This is a genomic window from Kribbella swartbergensis, from assembly GCF_054784135.1.
Genome location: NZ_BAAGPM010000027.1, coordinates 517,208 through 543,309, shown reverse-complemented (window position 1 = coordinate 543,309; position 26,102 = coordinate 517,208). Strand labels below are relative to the sequence as shown.

The following is a 26,102-nucleotide window of genomic DNA, read 5'->3' as shown; positions in this document are numbered from 1 at the left end:
GGGCCTTTCTAGACCGCTGTTGCGTGGTAGAGGGCGGCGGCTTGGGTGCGGCTGGTCACGGCCAGCTTGGTGAGGATGTTGGCGACGTGGAACTTGACCGTGGACTCGCTGATGTGCAGTTCGTCGGCGATCGAGCGATTCCGCTGACCCTGCGCCAGGCGCTCGAGGACCTCGATTTCGCGGGTGCCGAGCGCGGCCAGCGGGTCCGAGGTGACCGTGTGCGGCGTCGAGTGCGGGTGGATGGTGATCCGGGCGGTCAGCCCCCAGCCGGGGACGGCGTCCAGGTCCAGGTCGTCCTCGTGCAGGCGGAGGCGCTCGGCCAGTTGGCCCAGGTCGAGGACGTCCTCGAGCCGGCCGGGGCCGTCGTCGCGGACGGTCGCCTGGAGCTCCTTACCGTTCCACCGCCAGCCGACCCGGATCCGTCGTACCGGGTCCTGGGTGAGCATCGCGAGGACGACGGCCCGGACCGCGACCCGGGCGCGGTGCGCCACGCCGGACGGGATCAGCCGGTCGTTGCCGGGGGCATCGAGCTCGAGGTCGACGGGGCCGTGCCGGAGCAGCGCGCGGAGCGAGTCCGCGAGCCGGTCGAACGCCTTGCCGGCCGGTTCCTCGCCGCTGTCCACCCGGTCCCGCCGGCTGTCGGTGCGGAGGTCGGCCAGCCCGTTGAGGGCCAGCTCGACCGCCATCGACCGGGCTGACGCGTCGTCGATGCGCTGGTTGCGCAGGACGCCGAGGAGCGTGGCGAGGGTGGCGGCGTGGGCCTCGCCGAGCTCGGCGGCCACGTCGGCCCGGGCCTCGGCGACGGCCCGGTTCTGTGCGAGGGCGCCGGGCTCGCGCTCGAGCGTGAGGCGGTACATGTGCGTGGTGATCAGGTCCCACAGGTCCTGGAGCACGGTCGCGGCGGGTGTCGGCGTCTCGTCGTACCGGATGAAGACGACCACCGAGCCGCGGGGTGCCCGGTCGCTGGAGACGGCCAGGACGGGGTGATCCGAGCCGGCGATCGGTACGACGCCCTGCCACGGCTGACCGGCGGTGACGGCACCGAGCAACGCCGCCAGGTCGGCGCCGGTGATCGCCTCGGCCAGGGCGGGTTCGCCGTACGACGTGACCGGGGTGGACGCGCACTGGGAGGCGAGCTGGGCGACCGCTCGGTGCGGGATCAGCTCCGCGGTGGCCGCCGACAGCCGCTCGAGGATCTCCACCGCCGGTCCGTCGATGATGTGCGCCACCGACGCGAGCAAACCTGCCTTCAGCATGAGAGTCAGAGTACGTCGGTTGATACGTCCACCCGAGCCCGTCGTTCGGGCGGTGGACAACTGGCCGAACGGCCAGTCGGGTTGGCCGGCCGCGGCACCACCATCGGTTGAAGTGTCAACCAATCGATGGAGGAAGCACATGCAAGCGGTGGTGTTCGAGGAGTTCGGCGGTCCCGAGGTGTTGCGGACCGAGGACGCGGCCGAGCCGCACGCCGGTCCGGGGGAGGTACGGGTCAGGGTGCGTGCCGCCGGCGTGAACCCGATCGACTTCAAGATCCGCCGCGGCTGGACCCAGGGCTTCATCGACGTGACCTTCCCGGCCACGCCCGGGCTCGAGGTCGCCGGTGTGGTCGACGAGGCCGGCGAGGGCGCGCAGTTCGCGGTCGGCGACGAGGTGGTCGGCTGGTCCGCGACCGGTGCGTACGCCGAGCACGCCATCGTCGGGAACGTCGTACGCAAGCCGGCCGAGGTCAGCTGGGAGCAGGCGGTCGCCCTGCCGGTCGCGGGTGAGACGGCCCAACGTGTCCTGAACGAGCTCGGGGTCAAGGCCGGCGAGACGCTGCTCCTGCACGGTGCCGCGGGCGCGGTCGGCTCGGTCGCCGTACAGCTCGCCACGGCCGCCGGTGTCACGGTCATCGGTACGGCGTCACCCGCGAACCACGACTTCCTGCGCTCGATCGGCGCTGTTCCGGTCGCGTACGGCGACGGGCTGCTCGACCGGGTCCGGGAGGCCGCACCGCAGGGCGTGGACGCCGTGTTCGACGCGGCCGGACAGGGCGGCCTGCAGGAGTCGATCGAGCTGCGCGGCGGCACCGACCGGATCGTCACCATCGCCGACATGCAGGCCGGCGAACTGGGCGTCGCGCTGTCGGCGGTCAGCTCCGCCACACCGGGGGAGATCGGCGCCAACCTGTCGAAGCAGCTCCAGGCGGTTGCCGACGGCACCCTCCAGGTCCGCATCGCCGAGACCTTCGCCCTCTCCGACGCCGCCAAGGCGCAGGAACTGAGCGAGTCCGGCCACGCCCAGGGCAAGATCGTCGTACTCCTGTAGCGAAGCGGCGGGCGCCCTCCCATGAGGACGCCCGCTCACGCAGGCTAGGCCAGGGCCCGCACCGCGGAGCCCTTTCCCGACTGCGACTGCACGATGCGCTTGCGGCGTACCGGTAGCTTCAGCATCGGGTTCTCGACACCCCAGGCGGCGCCTTTGCAGACGAGCTCCTTGTAGACGGCGGCTTTGCGGCCACGGAGCGAGTAGCTCAGCGCTTGGTCGTCCGCGGTCACGTACTGGATGAGTCCCTGCTTGCGGCCAAGGCTGATGCACTGGTTGAAGTAGCGCAGCGGGGCATGGGGGAGCTTCCCGCCGGTCAGGCGCGCGGCGATCGTGTCGGCCGCCTGCCACGCGGTCGGGATCCCCGACGCGCACGACATCCGCAGCGGCTTCCCGGTGTCGCCCATCGCGTAGGCCGCGTCGCCGATCGCGTAGACGTCCGGGTGCGAGACCGAGGCCATCACCTCGTCGACCACGATCTGGCCGCTGTCGGTGGTTTCCAGCGAGCTCGCGGCCGCGATGGGGTGGACCGCGAACCCGGCGGTCCAGACCGTGGTCGCCGACGGGATGACGGCGCCGTCCGTGGTCACGACCGACCCGGCCTCGACCCGGGCGACCTCGGCGTTCTCGTGGACGCTGATGTCGAGGTCAGCGAAGACCTTCCGCAAGTGCGTCCGCGCCTTCGGGGCGATCCAGTCGCCCAGACCGCCGGAGGCCACGAGCGCGACCTTCAGGTCAGGCCTCGCCTCGGCGATCTCGGTGACCGCTTCGATGCCGGTCAGACCGCCGCCAACGACCGTGACCGTCTCGCCGGCAGCCATGCCGGCCAGGCGTTCCCGCAGTTTCAGCGCTCCGCGTCGGCCGGCAATTTCGTAGGCGTGCTCGGCCGCGCCGGGGACGCCGTGGTCGTTCCAGCGGCTGCCGAGTCCGTAGACGAGCGTGTCGTAGGCGAGTTCCTCGTCGCCGTTCGCGCCGGTGACGGCGACCGTCTTGTGGTCGACGTCCACACCGGTCACCGTGGCGAGGCGCACTTCGACCCCGGTACCGGCGAACAGCTGGTCGAGCGGCCGGGTCTTGAGGTCCTGCCCCGTGGCCAGTTGGTGCATCCGGACTCGCTCCACGAAGTCGGGCTCGGCGTTGACCAGGGTGATCCGGACGTCGTCGCGGTGCAGCCGCCGGGCGAGGCGGCCGGCGGCGACGGCCCCGGTGTAACCGGCGCCGAGGACGATGATGTGGTGCTTCATAGGGGCGCTCCTGTCTGGTTGCTGACGCCTCCTGAACAGGGAGGGCGCCGGATTCCTGACAGGTCCTTGCTGTGAAGCAGGTCACATCGGGGTCACCACGCGCGCAGCAGCGGCTCACCGTGGTCGGACGTGTTCCACCGCGCGGTGGCACGCTCCAGCTTGTCGGGGTTGACTGCGCTGTGGACGGCGGTGATGCCGTCGGCGGTGACCTCGAGAGCCATCACTCCGACGACCCGGCCGTCCACCACGATCAGGATCGCGGGTTCGCCATTCGCCACGCCGGCGTACAGGTCGGGACTGCCGCCGATCATGGCCCGCTTGTGCTCGGCGGGTCTGAACAGGCCGCGCACGAACTTCGCGACCGCCAGTGCGCCGGTGTACGGGCTGGTGCGGGCCGGGATCTTCCCGCCGCCGTCGCCGATCGCGACCGCGTCGCTGGTCAGCAGTTTCACCAGCGGCTCGGTCCGGCCGCTGGCGGCCGCGGCGAGGAACTCCTCGACGATCCGGCGGGCGGCCGCCTCGTCGACCGCCGTACGCGTCCTGCCGTCGGCGACGCGCTGCTTCGCCCGGTGGAAGATCTGCTGGCTGGCGGCTTCGGAGATGTCCAGGATCTCGGCGATCTCGCGGTGCGAGTGGCCGAACGCCTCCCGCAGTACGTAGACCGCCCGTTCGTTCGGCGACAGCCGCTCCATCAGCGTCAGTACGGCGATCGACACCGAATCGCGCTGCTCGACGGTCTCGGCGGGCCCGAGCATCGGGTCACCGGCGAGCAGGGGTTCGGGCAGCCACTGGCCGACATAGGTCTCGCGGCGGGCGCGGGCCGAGGTGAGCTGGTTGAGGCACAGATTCGTCAGCACCTTGGTCAGCCACGCGTCCGGGACCTCGATCCGGTCACGGTCCGCGGCCTGCCACCGCAGGAACGTCTCCTGTACGGCGTCCTCGGCCTCGCTCGCCGATCCGAGCAACCGGTACGCGATGGCCCCCAGCCGCGGCCTCGAGGCCTCGAACAGGTCGACGTCACTCGCGGTCAAGGACATACCCCAACCGTAGCCCGCCCCTGTGTACCTCCGCCGACCTCGGGCTGCTGAGTCGCACCGACTTCGAGCGCTAATCGGGTGGTCCCGGCCAAGTCTGATCCCTACAGTCGCAGCATGACCACCATCCTGTCGGCGGTGGCCTGGCCGTATGCGAACGGGCCCAGGCACATCGGCCATGTCTCCGGCTTCGGGGTTCCTTCCGACGTGTTCAGCCGGTACCTGCGGATGGCCGGTCATGACGTGCTGATGGTGTCGGGAACGGACGAGCACGGGACGCCGATCCTGGTGCAGGCCGAGCGGGAAGGCCTGTCGCCGCGCGAACTGGCGGATCGGTACAACCGCGTCATCGTGGAGGACCTGCAGGGGCTCGGGTTGTCGTACGACCTGTTCACCCGGACCACCACGCGCAACCACTACGCCGTAGCGCAGGAGTTGTTCAGAACCGTTCACCGCAACGGATATCTCGTCCCGAAGACCACGATGGGCGCGATCTCGCCGTCCACCGGGCGGACCCTGCCGGACCGCTACATCGAGGGCACCTGCCCGATCTGCGGGTACGACGCCGCACGCGGGGACCAGTGTGACAACTGCGGCAACCAACTCGACGCGGTCGACCTCCGGAACCCGCGCAGCCGCATCAACGGTGAGACGCCGGTCTTCGTCGAGACCGAGCACTTCTTCCTCGACCTCCCCGCCCTCGCCGACGCGCTCGGCTCCTGGCTGCAGACTCGTACCGGCTGGCGGCCGAACGTGCTGAAGTTCGCCCTCAACCTGCTCGACGACGTCCGGCCGCGGGCGATGACGCGTGACATCGACTGGGGGATCCCCGTCCCGCTGCCCGGCTGGGAGGACAACCCGGGCAAGCGGCTCTATGTCTGGTTCGACGCGGTCATCGGCTACCTGTCGGCCAGCGTCGAGTGGGCCCGCCGTACCGGTGATCCGGACGCCTGGCGCCGGTGGTGGTGTGATCCCGGCGCGGAGTCGTACTACTTCATGGGCAAGGACAACATCACCTTCCACGCCCAGATCTGGCCGGCCGAACTGCTCGGCCACAACGCGTCGCCGGGGCAGTACGGCGTACTGAACCTGCCGACCGAGGTGGTGAGCAGCGAGTTCCTCACCATGGAGGGCCGGAAGTTCTCGTCCTCGCGGTCGGTGGTGATCTACGTCCGCGACGTACTGGAACGCTACGGCCCGGACGCCTTGCGGTACTTCATCTCGGTCGCCGGGCCGGAGACGCAGGACACCGACTTCACCTGGGCCGAGTTCGTCCGGCGCAACAACGACGAACTGGTCAGCACATGGGGCAACCTGGTGAACCGGACCGCGTCGATGCTCGCGAAGAACTTCGGCGCGATCCCGGCCGCCGGCCGGCTCACCCCGGCCGACCACGAACTGCTTGCCGCGAGCAACAAGGCGTTCGACGTGGCCGGCGACCATCTGCGGCATCACCGGTTGAAACTCGCGATCGGCGAGGCGATGCGGAACGCGGCCGAGGCCAACCAGTACCTCTCCCAGCAGGCCCCGTGGAAGGAGTCCGACCCGGACCGCAAGGCGACGATCCTGCACGTCGCCGCCCAAGTGGTGGCCGACAGCAACCGACTGCTCGCACCGTTCCTGCCGCACTCGGCACAACGCGTGCACGAGGCGCTCGGCGGAACCGGCAAGTTCGTGCCGCAGCCGGAGGTCCGTGAGGTGGACGATCTCGACGGCGGACCGGTGTACCCGGTCATCACCGGCGACTACACCGCCCAACCACGCTGGGCGCAGGAGCCCGTCGTACCGGGGACACCGGTGCGGCCGCCGACGCCGATCTTCACCAAACTCGCGGCGGAAGTGGTCGACGATGAGCTCGGTCGCCTCGGCTGACGCCTTTCTACAAGACCTTGACGACGGGAGGCCTTACGGTCGGGGGAGAGAGGAGTTGAGGATCATGGCGAACTTCCTGGCCACGGCGGAGACCGACATCGAGGCCTCGCCGGCACGGGTGTGGGAGGTGCTGACAGATCCGGATCGGCTCAAGGAGATCTGGTTCGGCGCCGACGTGGAGACGGACTGGCGGCAAGGCAGCCCGGTCACCTGGAGTGGTGAGTGGGACGGCAAGCCCTACGAGGACAAGGGCGAGATTCTCGAGGTCGATCCGGGCCGGCTGTTGAAGGTGACGCACTACAGTCCGTTGAGCGGCCGGCCCGACGTACCGGAGAACTACCACACGCTCACCTATCGGCTGGACGACCACGGGACGTCCACGCACCTGTCGCTGACACAGGACAACAACGCGAGCGAGGAGGATGCGGCTCACTCGCAGAGCATGTGGGAAATGCTCGTGGCCAAGGTCAAAGAGGCTGCGGAGAAGTAGTCAGTAACCTAGGCCGTATGTCTGCTGAGGGTGTGGAAGTCGACCGGCCCACTCGTGAGCGGGCCCCGATCGGGGAGGACGGCCGCTCGCGGGACCGGTCCCGGCCGGCGGTGCCCGATCCGTTGCCGATGAGTGTCGTCGACGCGCACTGCCATCTCGACATCGCCGACGGCGAGGACGGTGCCTGGCTGAGCCCGGCCGACGCGATCAAGCTGGCGTCGTCGGTCGGCGTCACCCGGATCGTCCAGGTCGGCTGTGACCTGCCGGGAGCGGTGTGGGCGGTCGAGGCCGCGCAGCAGTACAGGAACGTCGTCGCCGGTGTCGCGCTGCACCCCAACGAAGCGCCGAAGCTCAAGGCCGCGGGCGAGCTGGACAACGCGCTGGCCGAGATCGAGCGGCTGGCGAAGAGCAGCGACAAGGTCCGCGTGATCGGCGAGACCGGGCTGGACTACTTCCGCACCGGTGAGGACGGCCGGGCCGCGCAGCACGAGTCGTTCGCCGCCCACATCGAGCTGGCCAAGCGGCTGGACAAGACGCTGATGATCCACGACCGGGACGCGCACGACGACATCCTGAAGATCCTGGACCGCGAAGGCGTACCGGACCGGCTGGTCATGCACTGCTTCTCCGGTGACACCGAGTTCGCCCGGGAGTGCGTGAACCGCGGCGCGTTCCTGAGCTTCGCCGGGGTGGTGACGTTCAAGAACGCCCAGTCGCTGCGGGACGCGCTGGCCGTGACGCCGCTCGACCGGGTGCTGGTCGAGACGGACGCGCCGTACCTGACCCCGTCCCCGCATCGCGGTCAGCCGAACGCGTCGTACCTGATCCCGCACACGGTCCGGAAGATGGCCGGCGTGCTGAACATCTCGGTCGCCGAGCTCTGCGGCGCCCTGAACGACAACGCCGACCGGGTCTTCGGAGGCTCCTGGTAGACAGTGCCTCATGGAGTTCAGTGAGGTGGTCCGGCGGCGCCGGATGGTCCGCAACTACGACCCCGACCGGCCGGTTCCCGCGGAGGTCCGGGAACGCATCCTGGAGAACGGTCTGCGCGCCCCCTCCGGCGGGTTCAGCCAGGGCTGGGCGTTCCTCACCCTCGAGGGCGACGACCGCGAGCGGTACTGGCGAATCGCCGGCGCCGACGTCGACGAGAAGTATGTGGAATGGATCACAGGGCTGCGCCGCGCGCCACTGCTGATCCTGGCCTTCGCGCACAAGGACGCGTACCTCGATCGCTACACCGAGCCGGACAAGGGCTGGACCGACCGCGACGAGTCGCGGTGGACCGCGCCGTACTGGTACGTCGACACCGGAATGGCGGTCCTGCTGATGCTGCAGACGGTCGTCGACGAAGGCCTGGGAGCCTGCTTTTTCGGACCTCCCGCCGACAAGGTGGGCAAGCTCCACCAGGAGTTCGGGGTGCCGGAGGGCTTCGACCTGATCGGCCTGCTGTCGGTCGGTTACCGGGCCCCGGACAAGCGGTCGCCGTCGCTCAAACGAGGCCGCCGGAGTACGGCGGAAGTCGTCCATCGGGGGCACTGGGGCAATCACGAAGTGTGACCGTCCCATTACACCTTTTCGCGACTCGCCGACGAGGGGATTGGCGCTTCCGCTACATCTTCGTTATGGTCTCGTGACGTTGGCCGGGATCGGGGAAGGTTCCGGGCAGTACGCCCCTCGGTGCCAGTCGCGGGTCTCGGGCCTCATCGCGCCCGGTCAGCGCCGCCGGCGCCTGTGCTGTCCCACCCCGTGCCCGGGTAGCCCTACCTGGGAGCGTTAGTGCGTAAGTCCATCATCGCGGTCGTCGGTGCGACGGCCGCGTTCGCCGTCGCGGGCGGCTCCATGGCGTATGCCAGCAAGAGCAAGACGGTCAGTCTCTCCGTCGACGGCCAGGTGCAGAAGGTCCACACCTTCGGCTCCACCGTGGCGGACGCCCTGAAGGCCGAGAAGATCCAGGTCGGCGAGCACGACGTCGTCGCCCCCTCCCTGGACTCGAAGCTCAAAGACGGTCAAGAGATCGCGGTGCAGTACGGTCGCCAGCTGACCGTCACCGCGGACGGCACCAAGAAGGTCTTCTGGACCACCGCCGACAGCGTCAACGAGGCGCTGACCGACCTGGGCCTGCGGTACGACACCGCGGCCGTGTTCTCCACCAGCCGAAGCGCGCCGATCGGGCGCGAGGGGCTGCAGCTCGTGGTCCGGACCCCGAAGACCGTGCAGATCGTGCGGCAGGGCAAGGTCGCGACCGTCAAGTCGATGGCCACGACCGTCGGCGAGGCGCTGACCGGCGCGAAGATCGTGTGGGACAAGGACGACCGGATCAGCCCGGCGCCGGCCACCGCGCTCAAGCCCGGCGTCAACCGGATCGGTTACGTCAAGGTCGACCTGAAGAAGGTCACCAAGACCCTGGCGATCGCCCACGGCACCGACGAGACGAAGTCGGCCACCCTGCTCGAGGGCACGAAGAAGACCACGGTCAAGGGCGCCGACGGCGCGAAGTCGGTCACGTACCTGTACACCTACCTCGACGGCAAGCTGTCGGCCACGAAGGTGGTCACCAGCAAGGTCGTCACCGCCCCGGTGGACGAGAAGGTCCTGGTCGGCACCAAGCCGAAGCCCGCGGAGCCGAAGCCGGCCACCACCGACGTGGATCCGCCGACCGGCGACACCAGCGTGTGGGACCGGATCGCCGAGTGCGAGTCCGGCGGCAACTGGTCGGCCAACACCGGCAACGGGTACTACGGCGGCCTGCAGTTCAGCCACCAGACCTGGGTCGCGTACGGCGGTGACGCGTACGCGAGCAACGCCCACCTGGCCAGCAAGGCGCAGCAGATCGCGATCGCCGAGAAGGTCCGCGCGGCGCGCGGCGGCTACGGCGACTGGCCGGTCTGCGGCAAGCGGGCATGACGGGGCGGTGGGGTCGCCATAGCAACCTCACTGTCAGACTGACGGGGTGACCTCGTCTGATTCGTCGACATCAGCCGGACCGAGACTTCTCGGTCCGGCTGATGTGCGTTCACTGGCCGCCGGGCTGGGCGTCCGCCCGACCAAGCAGCGCGGCCAGAACTTCGTCATCGACCCGAACACGGTCCGCCGGATCGTCCGCGTCGCGGAGCTGTCCGAGGACGAGACCGTGCTGGAGGTCGGCCCGGGGCTGGGGTCGCTGACGTTGGCGTTGCTGGCCGAGGGGCATCGGGTCACCGCGGTCGAGATCGACCCGCTGCTGGCGTCGGCGCTGCCCGCGACGATCGCGTCGTACGCCCCGGCTCAGGCCGATCGGCTGACCGTGGTCGAGGCGGACGCGATGCACGTGCGACCCGACGAGATCGGCGCCCCCACCGCGTGTGTGGCGAATCTGCCGTACAACGTCGCCGTACCGGTGCTGCTGCACCTGCTCGAGGTGTCCCCGTCGCTGCGGCACGGGCTGGTCATGGTGCAGGCCGAGGTCGCGGACCGGCTCGCCGCCGCGCCCGGGTCACGCACGTACGGCGTACCGTCGGCGAAGGCGGCCTGGTACGCCGAGGTCCGCCGGGCCGGGGCGATCGGGCGGAACGTGTTCTGGCCGGCTCCGAACGTCGACTCCGGGCTGGTCGCCTTCGAGCGGCGGGAACCGCCGGCCACCGCGGCCTCGCGCGAGCAGGTGTTCGCGGTGATCGAGGCGGCGTTCTCGCAGCGGCGGAAGACCATCCGGTCGGCGCTGTCGCGCTGGATGCCGGATCGCGACCGCCTGGACGAGGTCTTCCGGGTCACCGGGATCGACCCGGGGCTGCGCGGCGAGATGCTCGGCATCACCGAGTTCGCCGCCCTGGCCGGCGCGGCGATGCCCTAGCCTGTGCGGGTGTCACCTTCTGCTGAGGTCACGGTGCGTGCGCCGGCCAAGATCAACCTGGGTCTGTCGGTCGGCCCGCCGCGCCCGGACGGGTTCCATCCCGTCGCCACCGTCTACCAGGCTGTTGCCCTGTACGACGACGTCACGGCGGTGCTGCGGGAGGACGATCCCTCGATCTCGGTCGAGGTGCTGGGCGACTTCGCGGCCGACGTACCGACCGACGAGACCAACCTCGCGGTGCGGGCGGCCCGGCTGCTGCAGGCGGAGTACGACGTCGACGAGGGCGTCGACCTGACCATCCGCAAGACGATTCCGGTCGCGGGCGGAATGGCGGGTGGATCCACTGACGCGGCAGCTACTTTGGTGGCGTGCAACCGGCTGTGGGGGTTGCAGTTGTCGCAGACCGAGTTGCAGCACATCGCGGCGGAGTTGGGAAGCGACGTGCCGTTCTGCCTCGTCGGGCACACCGCGCTCGGCCAGGGACGCGGTGAGCAGGTGACGGAGGTGATGTCGCGGGGGACGTTCCACTGGGTCTTCGCGATCGCCGACGGCGGTCTGTCGACGCCGGCCGTCTACCGGGAACTGGACCGGCTGCGCCCGCTCCGCCGGGTCGAGGCGCCGCAGGTCCGGCCCGAGCTGCTGTCGGCCCTGTTGTCCGGTCAGCCGGGAGCTCTCGCGGTTGCCCTCAGCAACGACCTTCAACCTGCGGCGCTGTCGCTGCGCCCCGAGCTGGGCGACACGCTGCAGTTCGGCCTCGAGCAGGGTGCGCTGGCCGCCCAGATCTCCGGCTCCGGCCCCACCTGCCTGTTCCTGGCCGCCGACAGCCGCAGCGCCGTCGACCTCGCGGTCGAACTCGCCGAATCCGGCCTCTGCCGCATGGTCCGCCAAGCCGAAGGCCCCGTCCCCGGCGCCCGCATCCTCCCCGCCCCCGCCAACCGGTAGGCCCCGCGACCTCGGCCGGGAGAAAATCGGTCGTCGGGCGAGGGGGAGGGGTGTTAGCGTCCGATGGAGTTGCCTCGTTGGATGGATGGGAGACCGGGATGCGCCGCGGAGTGATCGACCTCGACAGGACTGATCGCTTCGACGCATTCGCGAGGACTCTTGAACTCTCTGACGATGGGCATTGTGGCGCATGTCGACGCCGGTAAGACCAGCCTGACCGAGCGGCTGCTGCACGCCGCCGGGGTGATCGACCGGGTCGGCCGGGTCGACGACGGGAACACGCAGACCGACTCGATGGAGCTCGAACGGCGGCGTGGGATCACCATCCGCTCGGCGGTGGTGTCGTTCGAGCTGGGCGACCTGACCGTCAACCTGATCGACACCCCGGGGCACTCCGACTTCATCGCCGAGGTCGAGCGTGCGCTGTCCGTGCTGGACGGCGCCGTGCTGGTGATCTCCGCGGTGGAGGGCGTGCAGGTGCAGACCCGGCTGCTGATGCGCACGCTCCAGCGGCTGCGGATCCCGACGCTGCTGTTCGTGAACAAGATCGACCGGCTAGGCGCCCGGTACGACGGCCTGCTGGCCGATGTGAAACGTCTCCTGACCCCCGCCTGCGTGCCGATGGGGTCGGTGATGGGTCTCGGCACTCGAACGGCATCTTTCGAGCCGTTCGACCTGGTAGGCAAAGCACTCGCCGAACTGCTTGCCGAGCGCAACGACGATTTCGTGGCCCGGTATCTGGACGACCGGTTGGTTGCCGACGACTACTCGGCCGAACTGCGACGACAGGTGGCTGCGGCTGCTGTTCATCCGGTGTACTTCGGATCCGCGATGACGGGCGCTGGCGTGGCCGACCTGATCGACGGTATTCGCTCGTGGTTGCCACGAGCAACAGGATCTCGCCAGGAGCCCTTGCAGGCCAGGGTTTTCAAGGTCGAGCGTGGTGCCGCTGGTCAGAAGATCGCGTCGGCTCGCGTGTTCGCGGGATCGCTGCCGGCGCGGTCGTACGTCGACGTGCACCCTGCGGCCGGGGCGTCGTACCAGGCCCGTCCGAGTGCGGTCGAACTGTTCTCTCGCGGAGCTCGCCTTCCCGTCGAGTGCGCCGAGGCCGGACAGATCGTCGCTCTGCGGGGGTTGAAGGAGGTGCGGATCGGGGATCAGCTCGGGGTGCCGGGCAACGGCGTCGGACGGCTGTTCCCGCCGCCGACGCTCGAGACCGTGGTCGGTGCGCGTGACCGGGTGAAGCTCTTCCAGGCGCTGACGCAACTTGCCGAGCAGGACCCGCTGATCCACGTCCGCAAGGCCGACGACATCACCGTGAGCCTGTACGGCGAGGTGCAGAAGGAAGTCATCGCGTCGCTGCTGGAGAGCGAGTACGGGCTGGCCGTCGAGTTCAGTGAGACCAGCCCCATCCATATCGAACGGTTGAACGGCGTCGGTACGGCGTACCGGGAGATCGGTGCCCCTGACAACCTCTGGCCGGCGACTGTCGGCTTCCGCGTCGGCCCCGGCTCCGGTGTCGACTATCGCATCGAGTCCGAACTGGGTGCGCTTCCGCGAGCCTTCCACACCGCCATCGAGGAGACCGTCCGTACAACCCTGCAACAGGGCCTCTACGGCTGGGAGATCCCGGACATCGAGGTGGCACTCACCCACACCGGCTACAGCGCCCCCGTCACCGTGGCCGCCGACTTCCGCCGCCTCGTCCCGCTCGTTCTCCTGCAAGCCATAGCGGCCGCCGGCACCACAGTCCACGAACCCGTCATCCACTTCGAACTCGACATCCCGCCCGACTCCGTCGCCCGAGTCCTCTCCCTCCTCGCCGAATCCCGCGCCGTGATCGAAGGAACCACCCTCCAGCCCGACACAGCCCACCTGACCGGCACCATCCCCGCCGCCACCACCCACACCTTCGAAACCCACCTCCCAGCCCTCACCCACGGCGAAGGCATCCTCACCCCCACAACCACCACCGCTACGCCCGCTCCCACCCCACCCCCCGGCTACCGCCGCACCGACGGCAACCCCCTCAACCAAAACCAATACCTCCTCCACCTCAACCAGACCTGAAGTCTGGGGAAGTTAGTACGGGGCGAGGGTTTGGTGGATCTCGGTTTGGGCGGTGGGGGTGGGGCCGAAGTGGGCCAGGACGGCTAGGTGTTCTCTGAGGTGGAGGAGGGGGAGGCGGGTTTGCCAGCCTGGTTCGAGGGGGTGGAGGTCTTGATAGGCGGTGTAGAAGGTGTCGGGGATGTTGCCGCAGCCGTGGAGCATGGAGAGTTCGGCTTCGGGCCAGCCGTAGTAGACCGCTGGATCGATGAGGGCCGGGCCGGGGAGGAGGTTGCCGTGCCAGAGGTCGCCGTGGAGGAGGGACGGGGCCTGCGCCGGCACGAGGTCGGGGAGGCGGTTGGCGACGCGTTCCAGACGGCGGCGGTCCTCGGCGTCCAGCGCTTCGTAGCAGCGCGGGACTTCGAGGAAGCGGAGAAGTCGGTGCTCGGCGAAGAACGCGTGGCCGTCGTCCGTCCAGGGGTTTCGTTGAGGGAGTAGGCCCAGGTAGTTGTCGTGGTGGTAACCGAACTTGTCCGAAACGACCTGATGTTGCATCGCGAGGCGGTGGCCGGCGTCGCGCCAGAAGTCAGGCGTCTGGTCCGCCAGAGCGTCGGAGCCGAGGTCGGCGAGGACGAGGAATTCGGGAGCCACCCGAAGCACCGTGGGTACGGCGAATCCGCCGGGCACTCGTAGTGCGTTGAGACCCTCGGCCTCCAGGGAGTACAGCTCAGGCGGGGGGTCGTTGTGCGTCTTCACGATCACCGAGCGGCCGAGCGTCGTACGGACGCGGTAGGTCTTGCTGGCGACACCACCCTCCAGCACGGAGTACGACACAGGGTCACCGAGTGACAGGCCCTCGAGCCAGGAAGGAGTCAGCACGTGGACGATCCTGGCACGCGGGACGCCGTCGGCTACCCTGGTCCGCGATATGGCTGGTTCTCCCGCACCTAATCTGGTCAACCTGGAAGCCGTCTCCAAAGGCTTCGGAACCCGGACACTTCTCGACACGGTGAGCCTCGGCATCGGCCGGGGTGAGCGCGTCGGCGTGGTCGGGCGCAACGGCGACGGCAAGTCGACGTTGCTGCAGATCCTCGCGCGCCGGGAGGAGCCCGACAGCGGCCGGATCACCCACAACCGCGACCTGCGGCTCGGGTACCTCGGCCAGAGTGACGACCTGGACCCGCAGCAGACCGTCCTGCACGCCGTACTCGGCGACGTCGAGACCTACACCTGGGCGGCCGATCCGCGCACACGGTCGGTGATGGAGCACCTGCTCGGCGGAGTGGACCACGAAGCGCTGGTGGGCACACTGAGCGGTGGCGAACGCCGCCGTGTCTCGCTCGCCAGGTTGCTGCTGACCGAGGTGGACCTGCTCGTCCTCGACGAGCCGACGAACCACCTCGACATCGAAGCGGTCAACTGGCTGGCCCAGCACGTGGTCGACCGCGCGTCAGCTCTCATCGTGGTCACCCATGACCGTTGGTTCCTGGATGCGGTGTGCACGAACACGTGGGAGGTGCAGGGTGGCCGCGTCACGTCGTACGACGGCGGGTACGCCGCCTACGTACTCGCCAAGGCGGAGCGCGCCCGCACCGCCCAGGTTGCGGAGACCAAGCGACAGAACCTGCTGCGGAAAGAACTGGCCTGGTTGCGTCGCGGTGCACCGGCCCGGACGAGTAAGCCGAAGTTCCGGATCGACGCCGCCAACGCCCTGATCGAGAACGAGCCGCCCCCGCGGGACCGGCTCGCGCTGTCGCAGTTGGCGACCGCGCGGCTCGGCAAGGACGTGTTCGACGCGGAGGACGTGACCCTGAGGTTCGGCGACCGGGTGATGCTCGACCACGTCACGTTCCGCCTCGGCCCGGGCGACCGGATCGGGTTGCTGGGCCCGAACGGCGCCGGCAAAACGACGTTCCTCAAGGTCCTCACCGGCGAGTTGGCACCCGACCGCGGCGTGGTCAAGCAGGGCAAGACAGTCCGCGTCGCCACCCTGTCGCAGACACTCGACGACATCGACGGTACGGCGACGGTCCTGGAGCACATCACCGAGATACGCCGTACAGCGGCCCTCGCCGGTCGTGGTGGTGAGCTCACGTCGTCGCAGCTGCTGGAGCGGTTCGGGTTCAGCGGCGAGAAGCTGACGACGCGGATCTCCGATCTGTCCGGTGGGGAACGCCGGCGGCTGCAGCTGCTGCGCATCCTGCTGGACGAGCCGAACGTGCTGATCCTGGACGAGCCGACCAACGACCTGGACGTCGAGACGCTCACCGTGCTGGAGGACTTCCTCGACAGCTGGCCGGGCGTCGTCGTCACGGTCACGCACGACCGCTACTTCCTCGAGCGCGTCAGCGACATGGTCTACGCGATCATGGGCGACGGCCGGGTCAGGCATCTCCCGCGCGGTGTCGACCAGTACATCGACGAGCTCAGCGGCGAGGCGCCACGCCGTACGACGCCTGTGCCGGAGCCTGAGGTCGAGACCGAGCCGGCGCCGGTGGTTGACGCCGCAGCGGCCCGGGCGGCGAAGAAGGAGCTGAACCGGATCGAGCGCCAGCTGGCCAAGCTGACCGAGACCGAAGCAAAACTGCACGACCAGCTGGCCGCGCACGCGAGCGACTACGAGCGGCTCGCCGAGCTCGACACCGAACTGCGCAAGCTGGCCGAGGAACGGGCGGAACTGGAAACCGCCTGGTTCGACGCCGCGGAACGCGCCGAATGATCCGCTTGCGCTAATACCCCCACTTTGATCAAATGCCGGGATTGTGAACAGCCGCACGATCCTCGACCCGCGAGTAATATTTGCCGCCGCGCCTGTGGAAAAACGTGTGGAAACAGAACTGAGTCGCGGTGCGCCCTCCGATCCCCTGTGATTCGGAGGGCGCACCGCGACCTCGGGTGAGCGGGCCCCGTGCCGGCCGGCGTTGTTCGGGCCCCGAGCCCCGGACACCGCGCGGCCATCCTCGGCGGGCCACCTCTAGCCGCCGAAGATGCCTTGAGTTATACGATTCGTGGTCGGTCTGCCACCGACAGTGACGACCCTAGTCGGCCTGTTCACTCAGTGTCGATAGTCGACCGCTACAGCAGTCTCACGATCTCGTTGCAACTAGCAACGATTGGATCGAGGCGAAGTGACGGGTCGTCTTTTCGGATAATTCCGGCACAATTCCCGGTGGTTTCTCTGGTGCCGGGAAAATCCCCGGCTCAGTGCTTTTCGAGGTCGAACGGCCGGACCAGTTCACGCAGGACCCGGGCGATCTTCGCCTGGTCGCGCTCGCTGATCGAGCCGAGCAGGGTGCGCTCGTGGGCGAGCAGGTCGGCCATCGCGGCGTCGACCGCGTCCCGGCCGGCGTCGGTGAGCTGGACCAGGACGCCACGGCGGTCGGCCGGGTCCGGGAGGCGTTCGACCAGGCCGCGGGCGGCGAGGCGGTCGACCCGGTTCGTCATCGTGCCCGAGGTGACCAGGGTTTCCTTCAGCAGCTTGCCCGGGGAGAGCTGGTACGGCGCCCCGGACCGGCGCAGCGCCGCGAGGACGTCGAACTCCCAGGACTCCAGGCCGTGCGCCTCGAACGCCTGGCTGCGGGCCCGGTCCAGGTGGCGGGCGAGCCGGCTGACCCGCGACAGCACCTCCATCGGCGCCACGTCGAGGTCGGGTCGTTCCCGGCGCCAGGCCTCGAGCAGCCGATCGACCTCGTCTTCCATGCCGTCGAGATTACGTCATCAAGACTCTTGACATCAAGACAACTCGCAGGTCTACAGTATCTCGACATCAAGATAAATCCTCGGGGAGAGGCGGCACCATGCGTACGTCACCGGTCTGGAGTCCGCGGCAGTACGGCACCTACGCCGAGGAGCGCGGACGCCCGTTCGCGGATCTGGTCGGCCGGATCCGGGCGGACGCCGTACGCACGGTCGTCGACCTCGGCTGCGGTCCGGGCAGCCTGACCGCGACGCTGCGGGAGCGGTGGCCCGAGGCCACCATCCGCGGCATCGACAGCTCGCCGCAGATGATCGAGGCGGCGCAGCAGTACGCCGACGACAAGCTCACCTTCGAGGTCGGCGACCTGCTCGAGTGGACCGCCGAGCCCGGCTCGCTGGACGTGATCGTCACGAACGCCGTCCTGCAGTGGATCCCGGAGCAACTCGACCTGCTGCCCGGCTTCGTCAGGGCCCTGCGCCCGGGTGGGTGGCTCGCGATCCAGATCCCCGGCAACGGCCACGCCCCGTCGCACGCGATCCTGCGCGACCTGGCCGCGACCGAGCCGTACGCGCAGTACGCGAAGAACGCCTCGCTGCGCCCTGAAGTCCCGGGTCCGGACACGTACGTCGACGTGCTCAGCGCCGAGGGGTGTGTCGTCGATGCGTGGGAGACGACGTACTACCACCTGCTGCAGGGCGACAACGCCGTACTGGAGTGGGTGAAGGGGACCGGCGCGCGGCCCGTGCTGCAGTCGCTGCCGGACGACCTGCGTCAGCGGTTCGAGGACGAGTACGGCGCTCGGCTGGCGAAGGTCTACCAGCAGAAGGACTACGGGACGCTGCTGCCGTTCCGCCGGATCTTCGCCGTCGCCCGGAAGAAGGAGGCGTGAGCATGCGCCTGGACCATGTGCAGGTGTCGTGTCCGCCCGGCGAAGAAGGCGCACCCCGCGTTCGCGGTGGACGACCTGGATGCGCTGGCCGCGAAGCTCGAGAAGCTGGGCTATCCCGTGACGTGGGACAACGAGACGATCCAGGGCCGCCGGCGGTTCCACACCGCCGACGGCCACGGGAACAGGGTCGAGATCGTCTGAGCTACTCGGTCGCCAGAGCTCCGGCGGGTGCCACCTTGGCCGCCCGCCGAGCCGGCAGGACCGAGGCCAGCAGGCCGGCCACTGCGGCGACCGCGGCGATGGCCAGCAGCAGGCTCACGGGTACGGCGTACTGGACGCTGCCGTCGACCACCTGACCGCCCATCAACGCGCTGGTCCCGGTCCAGCCGTAGATCAGGCCGAGCGCGATCCCGAGGCCGGCGGCCACGAGTGCCATCAGCAACGACTCGACCGCGAGCATGCTGCGCAACTGGCGGCGGGTGAGCCCCATCGCTCGCAGCAACGCGTTCTCGCGGGTCCGTTCGAGCACGGACAGGCTGAGCGTGTTGCCGACGCCGACGAGCGCGATCAGCACCGAAACGCCGAGCAGGCAGATTCCGACGATCAGCAGGACGTCGAAGATCTCGGTGTAGCTGCTGCGCTCGGCCAGCCCGCCGCTGACCGAGAGTTCCTTGACGGTCGGGATGGACTGCTCGACCGCGTCGATCACCGCCGAACCGTCCGCCTTCGGATCCGAAGCCAGCCAGAACCCGGTGGTCGACGCAGTGGGCGACAACTTGCGCAGGTCGGCCGAGGTGATCGTGATCGGATCCAGCCCGTTCGCCCGATGGGCCGTGAGGGTGAGCTTCTGACCTCCGGCCACGACGGTCACCTGGCTGCCGTCCTCGAGGCTCAGCATGTTCATCGTCTGCGAGTCCAGCAGCGCGTTGCCCGGCTGCAGTTGCGCGGCCAGCGACGGGTTGTGGACGACGGACCCGGCCGCGGCCTGGTCGATCCCGGTCACCGGAAGCTCCTGGCCACCGGTGGTGATCCTGACCTGGCTGACCGGGACGACCTGGGTGATGCCCTTGATGTCGCGCAATTGCTGCTCGGCACCGGCCGGCATCTTCTCGTTGTATGCGCCGACCATGATGTCGACCGGGTACTGCCCGTCCATCGACACGTCGAACGTCTTGCGCACCGACGCGATGCCGACGCAGGTGAGGCTGATCAGCGTCACACCGATCAGCAGTGCGGACGTGGTGGCCGCCGTACGCTTCGGATTCCGTACGGCGTTCGCGAGGGCGATCCGGGCCGGGACCCCGCCGCTGCGGGCCGGCAGGATGCCGATCAGCCGGATCAGGGCGGGCACGAGCAGGGATCCGACCGCCAGTATGCCGAGGAACGAGAGCACACCGCCGGCGACTCCGACGAGCACCTGGTGCGAGGAGGCAGCGACGGTCAGAAGAACGCCTCCGCCGGCCAGCAACAGGAAGCCGAGGATCAGCCGCAGTACGCCGGCCTTCGACGCCGCCGCGGGAGCAGCCTCCGGCCGCAGAGCGGCGAGCGGAGCGACCTTCGTCGCCCGGCGAGCCGGTACGATGGCAGCCGCAATGGTGGCCACGGTACCCAGCACGAGTGGTACGAACAGCGACCGGAGATCAAGGTGCAGCGTGACCGGAGGCAGACCCCAGTCGAACTCGCGGGCCAGCGCGAGCGCCAGCGCGGAAAGCGCCACACCGAAGACCACACCGACAGTTGACGCGATCACCCCGACCACGGACGCTTCGGCGAGGACCGACGAGAACACCTGCTTGCGGGATGCGCCGACGCAGCGCAGCAACGCCATCTCGCGGGTGCGCTGGGCGATCACGATGGTGAAGGTGTTGCCGATCACCAGGCAGGCGACGAACAGTGCGATCACGGCGAACATGCCGAACACGCCACCGAGTACGTCGATGCCGTTCGTGAAGCTCTTCACCTCGCGGTCGATCCACGCCTCACCCGTGTAGACCGCCAGCTCACCGGGAAGGACGGCCCGTGCTGCCGTGGCGAGGGTTTGCTGGTCGACGCCGGGCTTCGCGGCGATCCCGACACCCCGGGTGAAGGCGTCCGGTTCGAACGTCTTCACCGCGGCCGGCGTCGCGACGGCCGCCGGCGGGCCGACGACCTTGGAGTCGTCGAGCAGGCCGACCACGGTCACGGTCCACGACCTGCCGGTGTACGCGTTGATCCGCAGCGACTGGCCGACCGAGATCTTGTGCTTGGCAGCGAGCTTGGCCGGCAGCGCGATCTCGTTCGTTGCGGTCGGCAACCGGCCGGACGACGTACCGGGACCGGCGATGCGGGTGCTGTCGTACAGCGCCTCGACGGTGAGACCGGCGGGCCGAACCAGGTCGGGGAACGAGGCGGTCAGGTACGTCCTGATGTACGTGACGACCGAGTCGGCCTGCGGGAGGTTCTTCAACTGTGCCACGTCGGCCGGGGTGATCTCCGCGTTCTCCGGATAGACGAACGTGTCGACGCCGCGGTACTGGGCGCCGATGGTCTCGTCGACCCCGTTCGACGCGGACGCGTGCGCGGTGAGGGCCAGGGTGCCGAAACCGACCCCGAGCACGATCGCCAGGCAGGCGGCGATCAGGCGGCCCAGGTGGGCGCGCAGCGAGGAGAGGATGGAGCGTCGCACCTCAGGCCCCCAGCTGCCGCAGGGCGTCGAGCACGGTCTCCGGCGTCGGCTCCAGCAGCTCGCCCGCGAGCTTGCCGTCGGCAAGCATCACGACGCGGTCGGCGTACGACGCGGCCAGCGGGTCGTGGGTCACCATGACCACCGTCTGGCCGAACTCGCGCACCGAACGGCGCAGGAACCCGAGCACCTCGGCGCCCGACCGCGAGTCGAGGTTGCCGGTCGGCTCGTCCGCGAACACCACCTCCGGCCGGCCGATCAGCGCGCGAGCCACCGCGACGCGCTGCTGCTGACCGCCGGACAGCTCCGACGGCCGGTGCGTCAGCCGGTCCTCCAGCCCGAGTACGTCGATCAGCGTCCTGAACCACTGCTGGTCGGGCTTGCGGTTGCCGAGCTCCAGCGGGAGCAGGATGTTGTCCTTTGCCGACAGCATCGGCAGCAGGTTGAAGGACTGGAACACGAAGCCGACCCGATCCCGGCGGATCCTGGTCAACTCGGCGTCGCGGAGCTGTGTGAGCTCGGTCTCGCCGAGCAGCACCTGACCGCTGGTGGGGGTGTCCAGGCCCGCGAGGCAGTGCATCAGCGTCGACTTGCCCGAACCGGACGGGCCCATGATCGCGGTGAACCGGCTGACCCCGAAGTCGACCGAGACGCCGTCGAGCGCGGCGACCGCGGTGTCACCCTGCCCGTACACCTTGCGCAGCTCGTGCGCCCGGATCGCCGTCCGCGGCTCCCCGTCCTGCGGCAGCCGTCCCACCGCAAGCTCACCGGTCTGCAAACTCATCTCACTCCTCAGCTCGACGTTGTCGTTGGCCACGAAGTTAGTGAGTTCAGCCGCGGATCTCGTCGGACCGCAGACTGCAGTCGACGTAGTACCTGGGTATTACTTCTGGGGTTTCACCAGGCCCGTTTCGTAGCCGAGGACCACCAGCGCGACCCGGTCGCGGAGGCCAGTCTTGGCCAGTATGCGGCCGATGTGGGTCTTGACCGTTGCCTCGGACAACGTGAACAGGCGGGCGATCTCGGTGTTCGACAGGCCGCGGGCGACCTCGACCAGGACCTCGCGTTCCCGGGCGGTCAGCTCGGCCAGGTCGGGACGCTCCGTCTCGGTGTCGGGGAGGGATCCGGCGAAGTGCTCCAGCAGCCGCTTCGTCGTACTCGGGGAGACCACGGCGTCACCGGAGTACACCTGCCGGATCGCGGACAGCAGGTCGGCCGGCGGCGTGTTCTTGAGCAGGAAGCCGGCCGCGCCGGCCTTGATCGCGGCGAAGGCGTACTCGTCCAGGTCGAAGGTGGTCAGCACGATCACCTTCGGTGCCTGCGGCAACGACTGGAGCCGGCGGGTGGCCTCCGCCCCGTCCAGCCGCGGCATCCGGACGTCCATCAGGACGACGTCGCACGCGGTGACCTGGATCTTCTCGATCGCCTCACCGCCGTCGCCCGCCTGACCGACCACCCGCATGTCGGCCTGGGAGTCCACCAGCATCGTGAACCCGGCTCTGACGAGTTCCTGGTCGTCGACCAGAAACACCCGGATCACATCGTCCGTCACTGCTCGCCTCCAGTGGGCAGGTGGTACGGGAGCTTGGCGATCACCTCGTAACCGCCGCCCGCCTTCGGTCCGGCGTTCACCGTACCGCCGGAGATCGAGGCCCGCTGCCGCATTCCGACCAGGCCGTGACCCGGATCCGAACTCGGCGCGACCCCGGCACCCCGGCCGTCGTCGGTGACCACCACGGTCAGCATCTCGCGCCCGAAGTCCAGCCGGACGGAGGTTCGCGCTCCCGGCCCGGCGTGTTTCAGTGTGTTGGTCAGGCCCTCCTGCACGATCCGGTACGCCGTCAGGCCGAGCAGCGCCGGAAGATCCCGAGGTTCACCGGTCACCTCGTAGTCGACGGTGAGCCCGGCATCGCGGACGTTCTCGATCAGTTCGGGCAGGCTCGACACACCGGGCTGCGGCCGGGGCTGGTTCGGGTCGAGCTCGAGTTGCTCCTCCTGTTTGAGCAGGCCGAGCATCTTGCGCATCTCTGTCAGCGAGGCGCGCCCCGTGTCGCCGATCGTGGCGAGCGCCTTCTTCGCCGCCTCCGGCGACTGGTCCGCGGCGTACAGGCCGCCGTCGGCCTGGACGATCATGATCGACAGACCGTGCGCGACCACGTCGTGGATCTCCCGGGCGATCCGGGTCCGCTCGTTGGACACGGCCAGCTTGGCCTCACGGTCGCGATCCCGTTCGAGTTGGGCGGCCCGCTCCTCGAGTTGAGCGACGTACAGGCCCCGGGTACGCCGGCGCTCGCCGAAGGCCCAGACGCCGAAGACGACCGCGCCGAAGGCGACCATCATCGTGACCTGCTGACGCCAGTCGCTGTTGCCGTAGTAGCGGGCGGTCGCCATCAGGACGCCGAGACCGCCGATCCCGAGCGCGATCCGGCTGTACCGCACGTCGCCGTACACGGAGATCGTGTAGAGCGCGACCAGCAGCCCGATGTTGGCGGGCATCAACTGGGCCCCGGCGAGCCACTGCAGCACCGCGACCGACGACACCGCGAAGAAGACGAGTTCGGGGTGGGTCCGGCGCCAGATCAGCGGGATCAGCATGCCGAACCCGAGGACGGCGGCCAGGGCGCCCCGGAGCGGGCCGGCGGCGCCCGCGCCGACCATCGCCAGCGACAGGAAGCCGAAGAACATGCACAGAGCGGCGGCGAGCAGCAGGTCGAACGCCTTGCTGCGGGCAGGCACGGGCCGCGCGGTGAGGATCCCCGTCATGCGGGCCAGGGTACGGGGAAGCGCCCCGCCGGGGGTCATGCCACGGGAGGATGTCGCGTCCTACCGGGGTCTGGGGTTACTTGTGCGGACGCGTGGACAGGGTCGGCTTGGCCTCGAGGCCGGACAGGCCGTTCCAGGCCAGGTTGACCAGGTGCGCGGCCACGTCCGGCTTCTTCGGCTTGCGGGCGTCCAGCCACCACTGGCCGGTCAGCGCGACCATGCCGACCAGCATCTGGGCGTACATCGGCGCGTTCTTCGGGTCCAGGCCGCGGCGCTTGAACTCCTCGGCCAGGATGTGCTCGACCCGGGTGGCGACGTCGCTCAGGATCGAGATGAACGAACCGCTCGACGACCCGACCGGCGAGTCGCGGACCAGGATCCGGAAGCCGTCGGAGTTGTTCTCGATGTAGTCCAGCAGCGCCAGCGCCGCCTGCTCGACGAGTTCGTGCGCCCGCCCGGCGGTGAGCGACTGGGTGACACCGTCGAGCAGCGCCCGGACCTCACGGTCCACGACGACGGCGTACAGGCCCTCCTTGCCACCGAAGTGTTCGTACACGACCGGCTTGGAGACCTCGGCGCGCGCCGCGATCTCCTCCACCGACGTCGCCTCGTACCCCCGCTGGGCGAAGAGCCCGCGGGCGATGGTGATGAGTTGTTCGCGACGTTCGGCACTCGTCATCCGGATCCGGCCGGACCGCCGCGGTTTGGGTTCCGTCACGTCGAGATCACGTCAGCATCATGCCGTACTTCGGTGTTGCCGGTGGGCGATTTACCTCCGGTGACGCCTCAGGCGGCCGCCTTCAGCGTGGTCCTGGCGTTCGGGTCGACCCGGCGCGCCTCCAGGCGTTCGCGCACCGGCCAGCGGACGTCGCTGACCCAGCCCATCTTCTCGAAGAACCAGATGCAGCGCGCCGACGTGTCGAGCTGGCCCTTGAGTACGCCGTGCCGCGCGCAGGTCGGGTCCGAGTGGTGCAGGTTGTGCCACGACTCGCCCTGGCTCAGGATCGCCAGCCACCACACGTTGCCGGACTTGTCCCGGCTCTTGAACGGCCGGTCGCCGATCGTGTGGCAGATCGAGTTGATCGACCAGGTGACGTGGTGCAGCAGCGCGATCCGGACCAGGCTGGCCCAGAAGAACGCGGTCAGCGCGCCCTCGATCGACCACGACCACAGTCCACCGATGACGGCCGGCGCCAGCAGCGAGATCGTCACCAGCAGCGGGAACATCCGGGACACCTTGACGATGTCCTTGTCCTTCAGCAGATCCGGCGCGTACTGCCGCTGCGGAGTCTGCTCGGTGTCGAACAGCCAGCCGATGTGCGCGTGCACGAACCCCTTGGTCAGCGCGCCGAGGCTGGTGCCGTACTTCCACGGGCTGTGCGGGTCGCCGTCGCGGTCGGAGAACTTGTGGTGCTTGCGGTGGTCGGCGACCCAGCGGATCACCGGACCCTCGATCGCCAGCGAGCCGGCGATCGCCAGCGCGTACTTCATCGGCCGGTTCGGCTTGAACGACTTGTGCGTGAACAGCCGGTGGAAGCCGATCGAGATGCCGTGGCCGGCGATCGTGTAGAACACCACCGCGATGACGATGTCGCGCCAGCCCAGGAACCCGCCCCAGGCGATCGGCACGGCGGCCAACACGGCCAGGAACGGGATGCCGATGAACAACCCCAGTGCCACCTGTTCCCAGGGGCGTTTCTGCTCACCTCCGAGCGTTCCGGTGTCGACGTCGAAGTCGTCGACCTGCTGGGCCCGGACGGGCGCCTCCGGTGCTGCTACGGGGGGTGGAGTCATGGCGTTTTCCCTCGGGTGGAGTCCTGCTTACCTACGCCACCGTAACCTACGGAGCCGTAGGTAAGGAACCCCTGGCGTGTCGATCACCCCACTCCATGGCAAACTGTCCCGGCGACCACGATCCCCCGTGGGGTACTCGGCAGCCCGCGAGACTTTGAATCTCGAAGACCTGGATCGAAACCAGGCGGGGGAGCCCCCGGACCCGCAGGCCCCGCCTGCGGGTCCCGCCACTCCATGCGGATTCCCCACGCGCCCCTACGCCCGCTCCTGTCGTCGCGTGCTCGCCGCCGCTCCCACCCACCCTTGGGCGCGTGCTGTCGCCCGCTTGGTCGACCGCCACGTGGTGTCGGGGGCCTTTGGTCGAGTGAGCTCACCGTGGACCCGGCTCAGGCCGGCTGCTGTGGTGGTTGTATCCCCACGCGGCGCTACGCGCGGCTCCTGCGTCGCCGTGCTCGCCGCCGCTCCCGCCCACCCTTGGGCGCGTGCTGTCGCCCGCTTGTCGACCGCCACGTGGCGTCGTCTGCCTGTGGTCGAGTGGA

The 26,102-nt window shown here is 69.2% G+C and carries 23 protein-coding genes; 12 read left to right on the top strand and 11 right to left on the bottom strand.

Annotated elements, in window-relative coordinates; genetic code table 11:
- Window positions 1-8: 8 nt before the first annotated feature.
- Complete coding sequence (locus ACYVOK_RS28790; RefSeq protein ID WP_460665690.1) at window positions 9-1,256, bottom strand: helix-turn-helix transcriptional regulator; 1,248 nt, start codon at window positions 1,254-1,256, stop codon at window positions 9-11.
- A 139-nt stretch (window positions 1,257-1,395) separates the two neighbouring features.
- Between ACYVOK_RS28790 and ACYVOK_RS28785 the strand changes: the two genes are divergently transcribed.
- Window positions 1,396-2,307: an NADP-dependent oxidoreductase gene (locus ACYVOK_RS28785; protein ID WP_460665689.1), complete on the top strand. Its 912-nt coding sequence runs from the start codon at window positions 1,396-1,398 to the stop codon at window positions 2,305-2,307.
- Window positions 2,308-2,351: 44 nt separating this feature from the next.
- On the opposite strand, the gene ACYVOK_RS28780 is transcribed toward ACYVOK_RS28785, so the two are convergent.
- Both ACYVOK_RS28780 and ACYVOK_RS28775 read right to left on the bottom strand, forming a co-directional pair.
- On the bottom strand, window positions 2,352-3,548 hold the full coding sequence (locus ACYVOK_RS28780; protein ID WP_460665688.1) for an NAD(P)/FAD-dependent oxidoreductase: 1,197 nt from the start codon (window positions 3,546-3,548) through the stop codon (window positions 2,352-2,354).
- Window positions 3,549-3,640: 92 nt separating this feature from the next.
- Window positions 3,641-4,585, bottom strand: coding sequence for an RNA polymerase sigma-70 factor (locus tag ACYVOK_RS28775; protein ID WP_460665687.1), 945 nt, complete (start codon window positions 4,583-4,585; stop codon window positions 3,641-3,643).
- A 114-nt stretch (window positions 4,586-4,699) separates the two neighbouring features.
- Between ACYVOK_RS28775 and metG the strand changes: the two genes are divergently transcribed.
- The 8 genes from metG to ACYVOK_RS28735 all read left to right on the top strand — a co-directional run bounded on the left by metG (window position 4,700) and on the right by ACYVOK_RS28735 (window position 13,782).
- Window positions 4,700-6,454 carry a methionine--tRNA ligase gene (gene metG, locus ACYVOK_RS28770; protein WP_460665686.1) on the top strand — a complete coding sequence of 585 codons (1,755 nt, stop codon included), beginning with the start codon at window positions 4,700-4,702 and terminating at the stop codon, window positions 6,452-6,454.
- Window positions 6,455-6,518: 64 nt separating this feature from the next.
- Window positions 6,519-6,944: an SRPBCC family protein gene (locus tag ACYVOK_RS28765; protein WP_460665685.1), complete on the top strand. Its 426-nt coding sequence runs from the start codon at window positions 6,519-6,521 to the stop codon at window positions 6,942-6,944.
- A 17-nt stretch (window positions 6,945-6,961) separates the two neighbouring features.
- Window positions 6,962-7,876 (top strand): TatD family hydrolase, encoded by a 915-nt coding sequence (locus ACYVOK_RS28760; protein WP_460665684.1) that lies wholly within the window; start codon window positions 6,962-6,964, stop codon window positions 7,874-7,876.
- A 10-nt stretch (window positions 7,877-7,886) separates the two neighbouring features.
- On the top strand, window positions 7,887-8,501 hold the full coding sequence (locus ACYVOK_RS28755) for a nitroreductase family protein (protein WP_460665683.1): 615 nt from the start codon (window positions 7,887-7,889) through the stop codon (window positions 8,499-8,501).
- 219 nt (window positions 8,502-8,720) lie between these two features.
- Complete coding sequence (locus ACYVOK_RS28750; protein ID WP_460665682.1) at window positions 8,721-9,848, top strand: transglycosylase family protein; 1,128 nt, start codon at window positions 8,721-8,723, stop codon at window positions 9,846-9,848.
- Between the two features lie 46 nt (window positions 9,849-9,894).
- Window positions 9,895-10,770: a 16S rRNA (adenine(1518)-N(6)/adenine(1519)-N(6))-dimethyltransferase RsmA gene (gene rsmA, locus ACYVOK_RS28745; RefSeq protein WP_460665681.1), complete on the top strand. Its 876-nt coding sequence runs from the start codon at window positions 9,895-9,897 to the stop codon at window positions 10,768-10,770.
- A gap of 3 nt (window positions 10,771-10,773) precedes the next feature.
- Window positions 10,774-11,712 carry a 4-(cytidine 5'-diphospho)-2-C-methyl-D-erythritol kinase gene (locus ACYVOK_RS28740; RefSeq protein WP_460665680.1) on the top strand — a complete coding sequence of 313 codons (939 nt, stop codon included), beginning with the start codon at window positions 10,774-10,776 and terminating at the stop codon, window positions 11,710-11,712.
- Between the two features lie 174 nt (window positions 11,713-11,886).
- Window positions 11,887-13,782: a GTP-binding protein gene (locus ACYVOK_RS28735; protein ID WP_460665679.1), complete on the top strand. Its 1,896-nt coding sequence runs from the start codon at window positions 11,887-11,889 to the stop codon at window positions 13,780-13,782.
- Between the two features lie 12 nt (window positions 13,783-13,794).
- Here the strand turns inward: ACYVOK_RS28735 and ACYVOK_RS28730 are convergent, their stop codons facing one another.
- Window positions 13,795-14,637: a fructosamine kinase family protein gene (locus ACYVOK_RS28730; protein WP_460665678.1), complete on the bottom strand. Its 843-nt coding sequence runs from the start codon at window positions 14,635-14,637 to the stop codon at window positions 13,795-13,797.
- Between the two features lie 49 nt (window positions 14,638-14,686).
- Here ACYVOK_RS28730 and ACYVOK_RS28725 point away from each other — a divergent pair, with 49 nt between their 5' ends.
- Window positions 14,687-16,477 (top strand): ABC-F family ATP-binding cassette domain-containing protein, encoded by a 1,791-nt coding sequence (locus ACYVOK_RS28725; protein WP_460665677.1) that lies wholly within the window; start codon window positions 14,687-14,689, stop codon window positions 16,475-16,477.
- Window positions 16,478-16,959: 482 nt separating this feature from the next.
- On the opposite strand, the gene ACYVOK_RS28720 is transcribed toward ACYVOK_RS28725, so the two are convergent.
- Window positions 16,960-17,457 carry a MarR family winged helix-turn-helix transcriptional regulator gene (locus ACYVOK_RS28720; RefSeq protein WP_460665676.1) on the bottom strand — a complete coding sequence of 166 codons (498 nt, stop codon included), beginning with the start codon at window positions 17,455-17,457 and terminating at the stop codon, window positions 16,960-16,962.
- 98 nt (window positions 17,458-17,555) lie between these two features.
- On the opposite strand from ACYVOK_RS28720, the gene ACYVOK_RS28715 reads away from it, so the two are divergent.
- Together ACYVOK_RS28715 and ACYVOK_RS28710 are read left to right on the top strand one after the other, a co-directional pair.
- Window positions 17,556-18,344 carry a methyltransferase domain-containing protein gene (locus ACYVOK_RS28715; protein WP_460665675.1) on the top strand — a complete coding sequence of 263 codons (789 nt, stop codon included), beginning with the start codon at window positions 17,556-17,558 and terminating at the stop codon, window positions 18,342-18,344.
- A 15-nt stretch (window positions 18,345-18,359) separates the two neighbouring features.
- Entirely contained in the window at window positions 18,360-18,545 is a 186-nt protein-coding gene (locus ACYVOK_RS28710; RefSeq protein WP_460665674.1) for a VOC family protein, read from the top strand.
- Between the two features lies 1 nt (window position 18,546).
- Here the strand turns inward: ACYVOK_RS28710 and ACYVOK_RS28705 are convergent, their stop codons facing one another.
- From ACYVOK_RS28705 to ACYVOK_RS28680, 6 genes are all read right to left on the bottom strand, one after another.
- Window positions 18,547-21,009: an ABC transporter permease gene (locus ACYVOK_RS28705; protein ID WP_460665673.1), complete on the bottom strand. Its 2,463-nt coding sequence runs from the start codon at window positions 21,007-21,009 to the stop codon at window positions 18,547-18,549.
- A gap of 1 nt (window position 21,010) precedes the next feature.
- Window positions 21,011-21,790 (bottom strand): ABC transporter ATP-binding protein, encoded by a 780-nt coding sequence (locus ACYVOK_RS28700; protein WP_460665672.1) that lies wholly within the window; start codon window positions 21,788-21,790, stop codon window positions 21,011-21,013.
- A 99-nt stretch (window positions 21,791-21,889) separates the two neighbouring features.
- The gene (locus ACYVOK_RS28695) at window positions 21,890-22,558 is read right to left on the bottom strand and encodes a response regulator (protein ID WP_460665671.1); all 669 of its coding nucleotides are present in this window, start codon (window positions 22,556-22,558) and stop codon (window positions 21,890-21,892) included.
- A complete protein-coding gene (locus tag ACYVOK_RS28690; protein ID WP_460665670.1) occupies window positions 22,555-23,769 on the bottom strand; it encodes a sensor histidine kinase in 1,215 nt (404 codons plus the stop codon). Before ACYVOK_RS28690 ends, ACYVOK_RS28695 begins: the two co-directional genes overlap by 4 nt.
- A 76-nt stretch (window positions 23,770-23,845) precedes the next feature.
- Complete coding sequence (locus ACYVOK_RS28685; RefSeq protein WP_460665669.1) at window positions 23,846-24,487, bottom strand: TetR/AcrR family transcriptional regulator; 642 nt, start codon at window positions 24,485-24,487, stop codon at window positions 23,846-23,848.
- A gap of 68 nt (window positions 24,488-24,555) precedes the next feature.
- On the bottom strand, window positions 24,556-25,563 hold the full coding sequence (locus tag ACYVOK_RS28680) for an acyl-CoA desaturase (protein WP_460665668.1): 1,008 nt from the start codon (window positions 25,561-25,563) through the stop codon (window positions 24,556-24,558).
- Window positions 25,564-26,102: the final 539 nt, after the last annotated feature.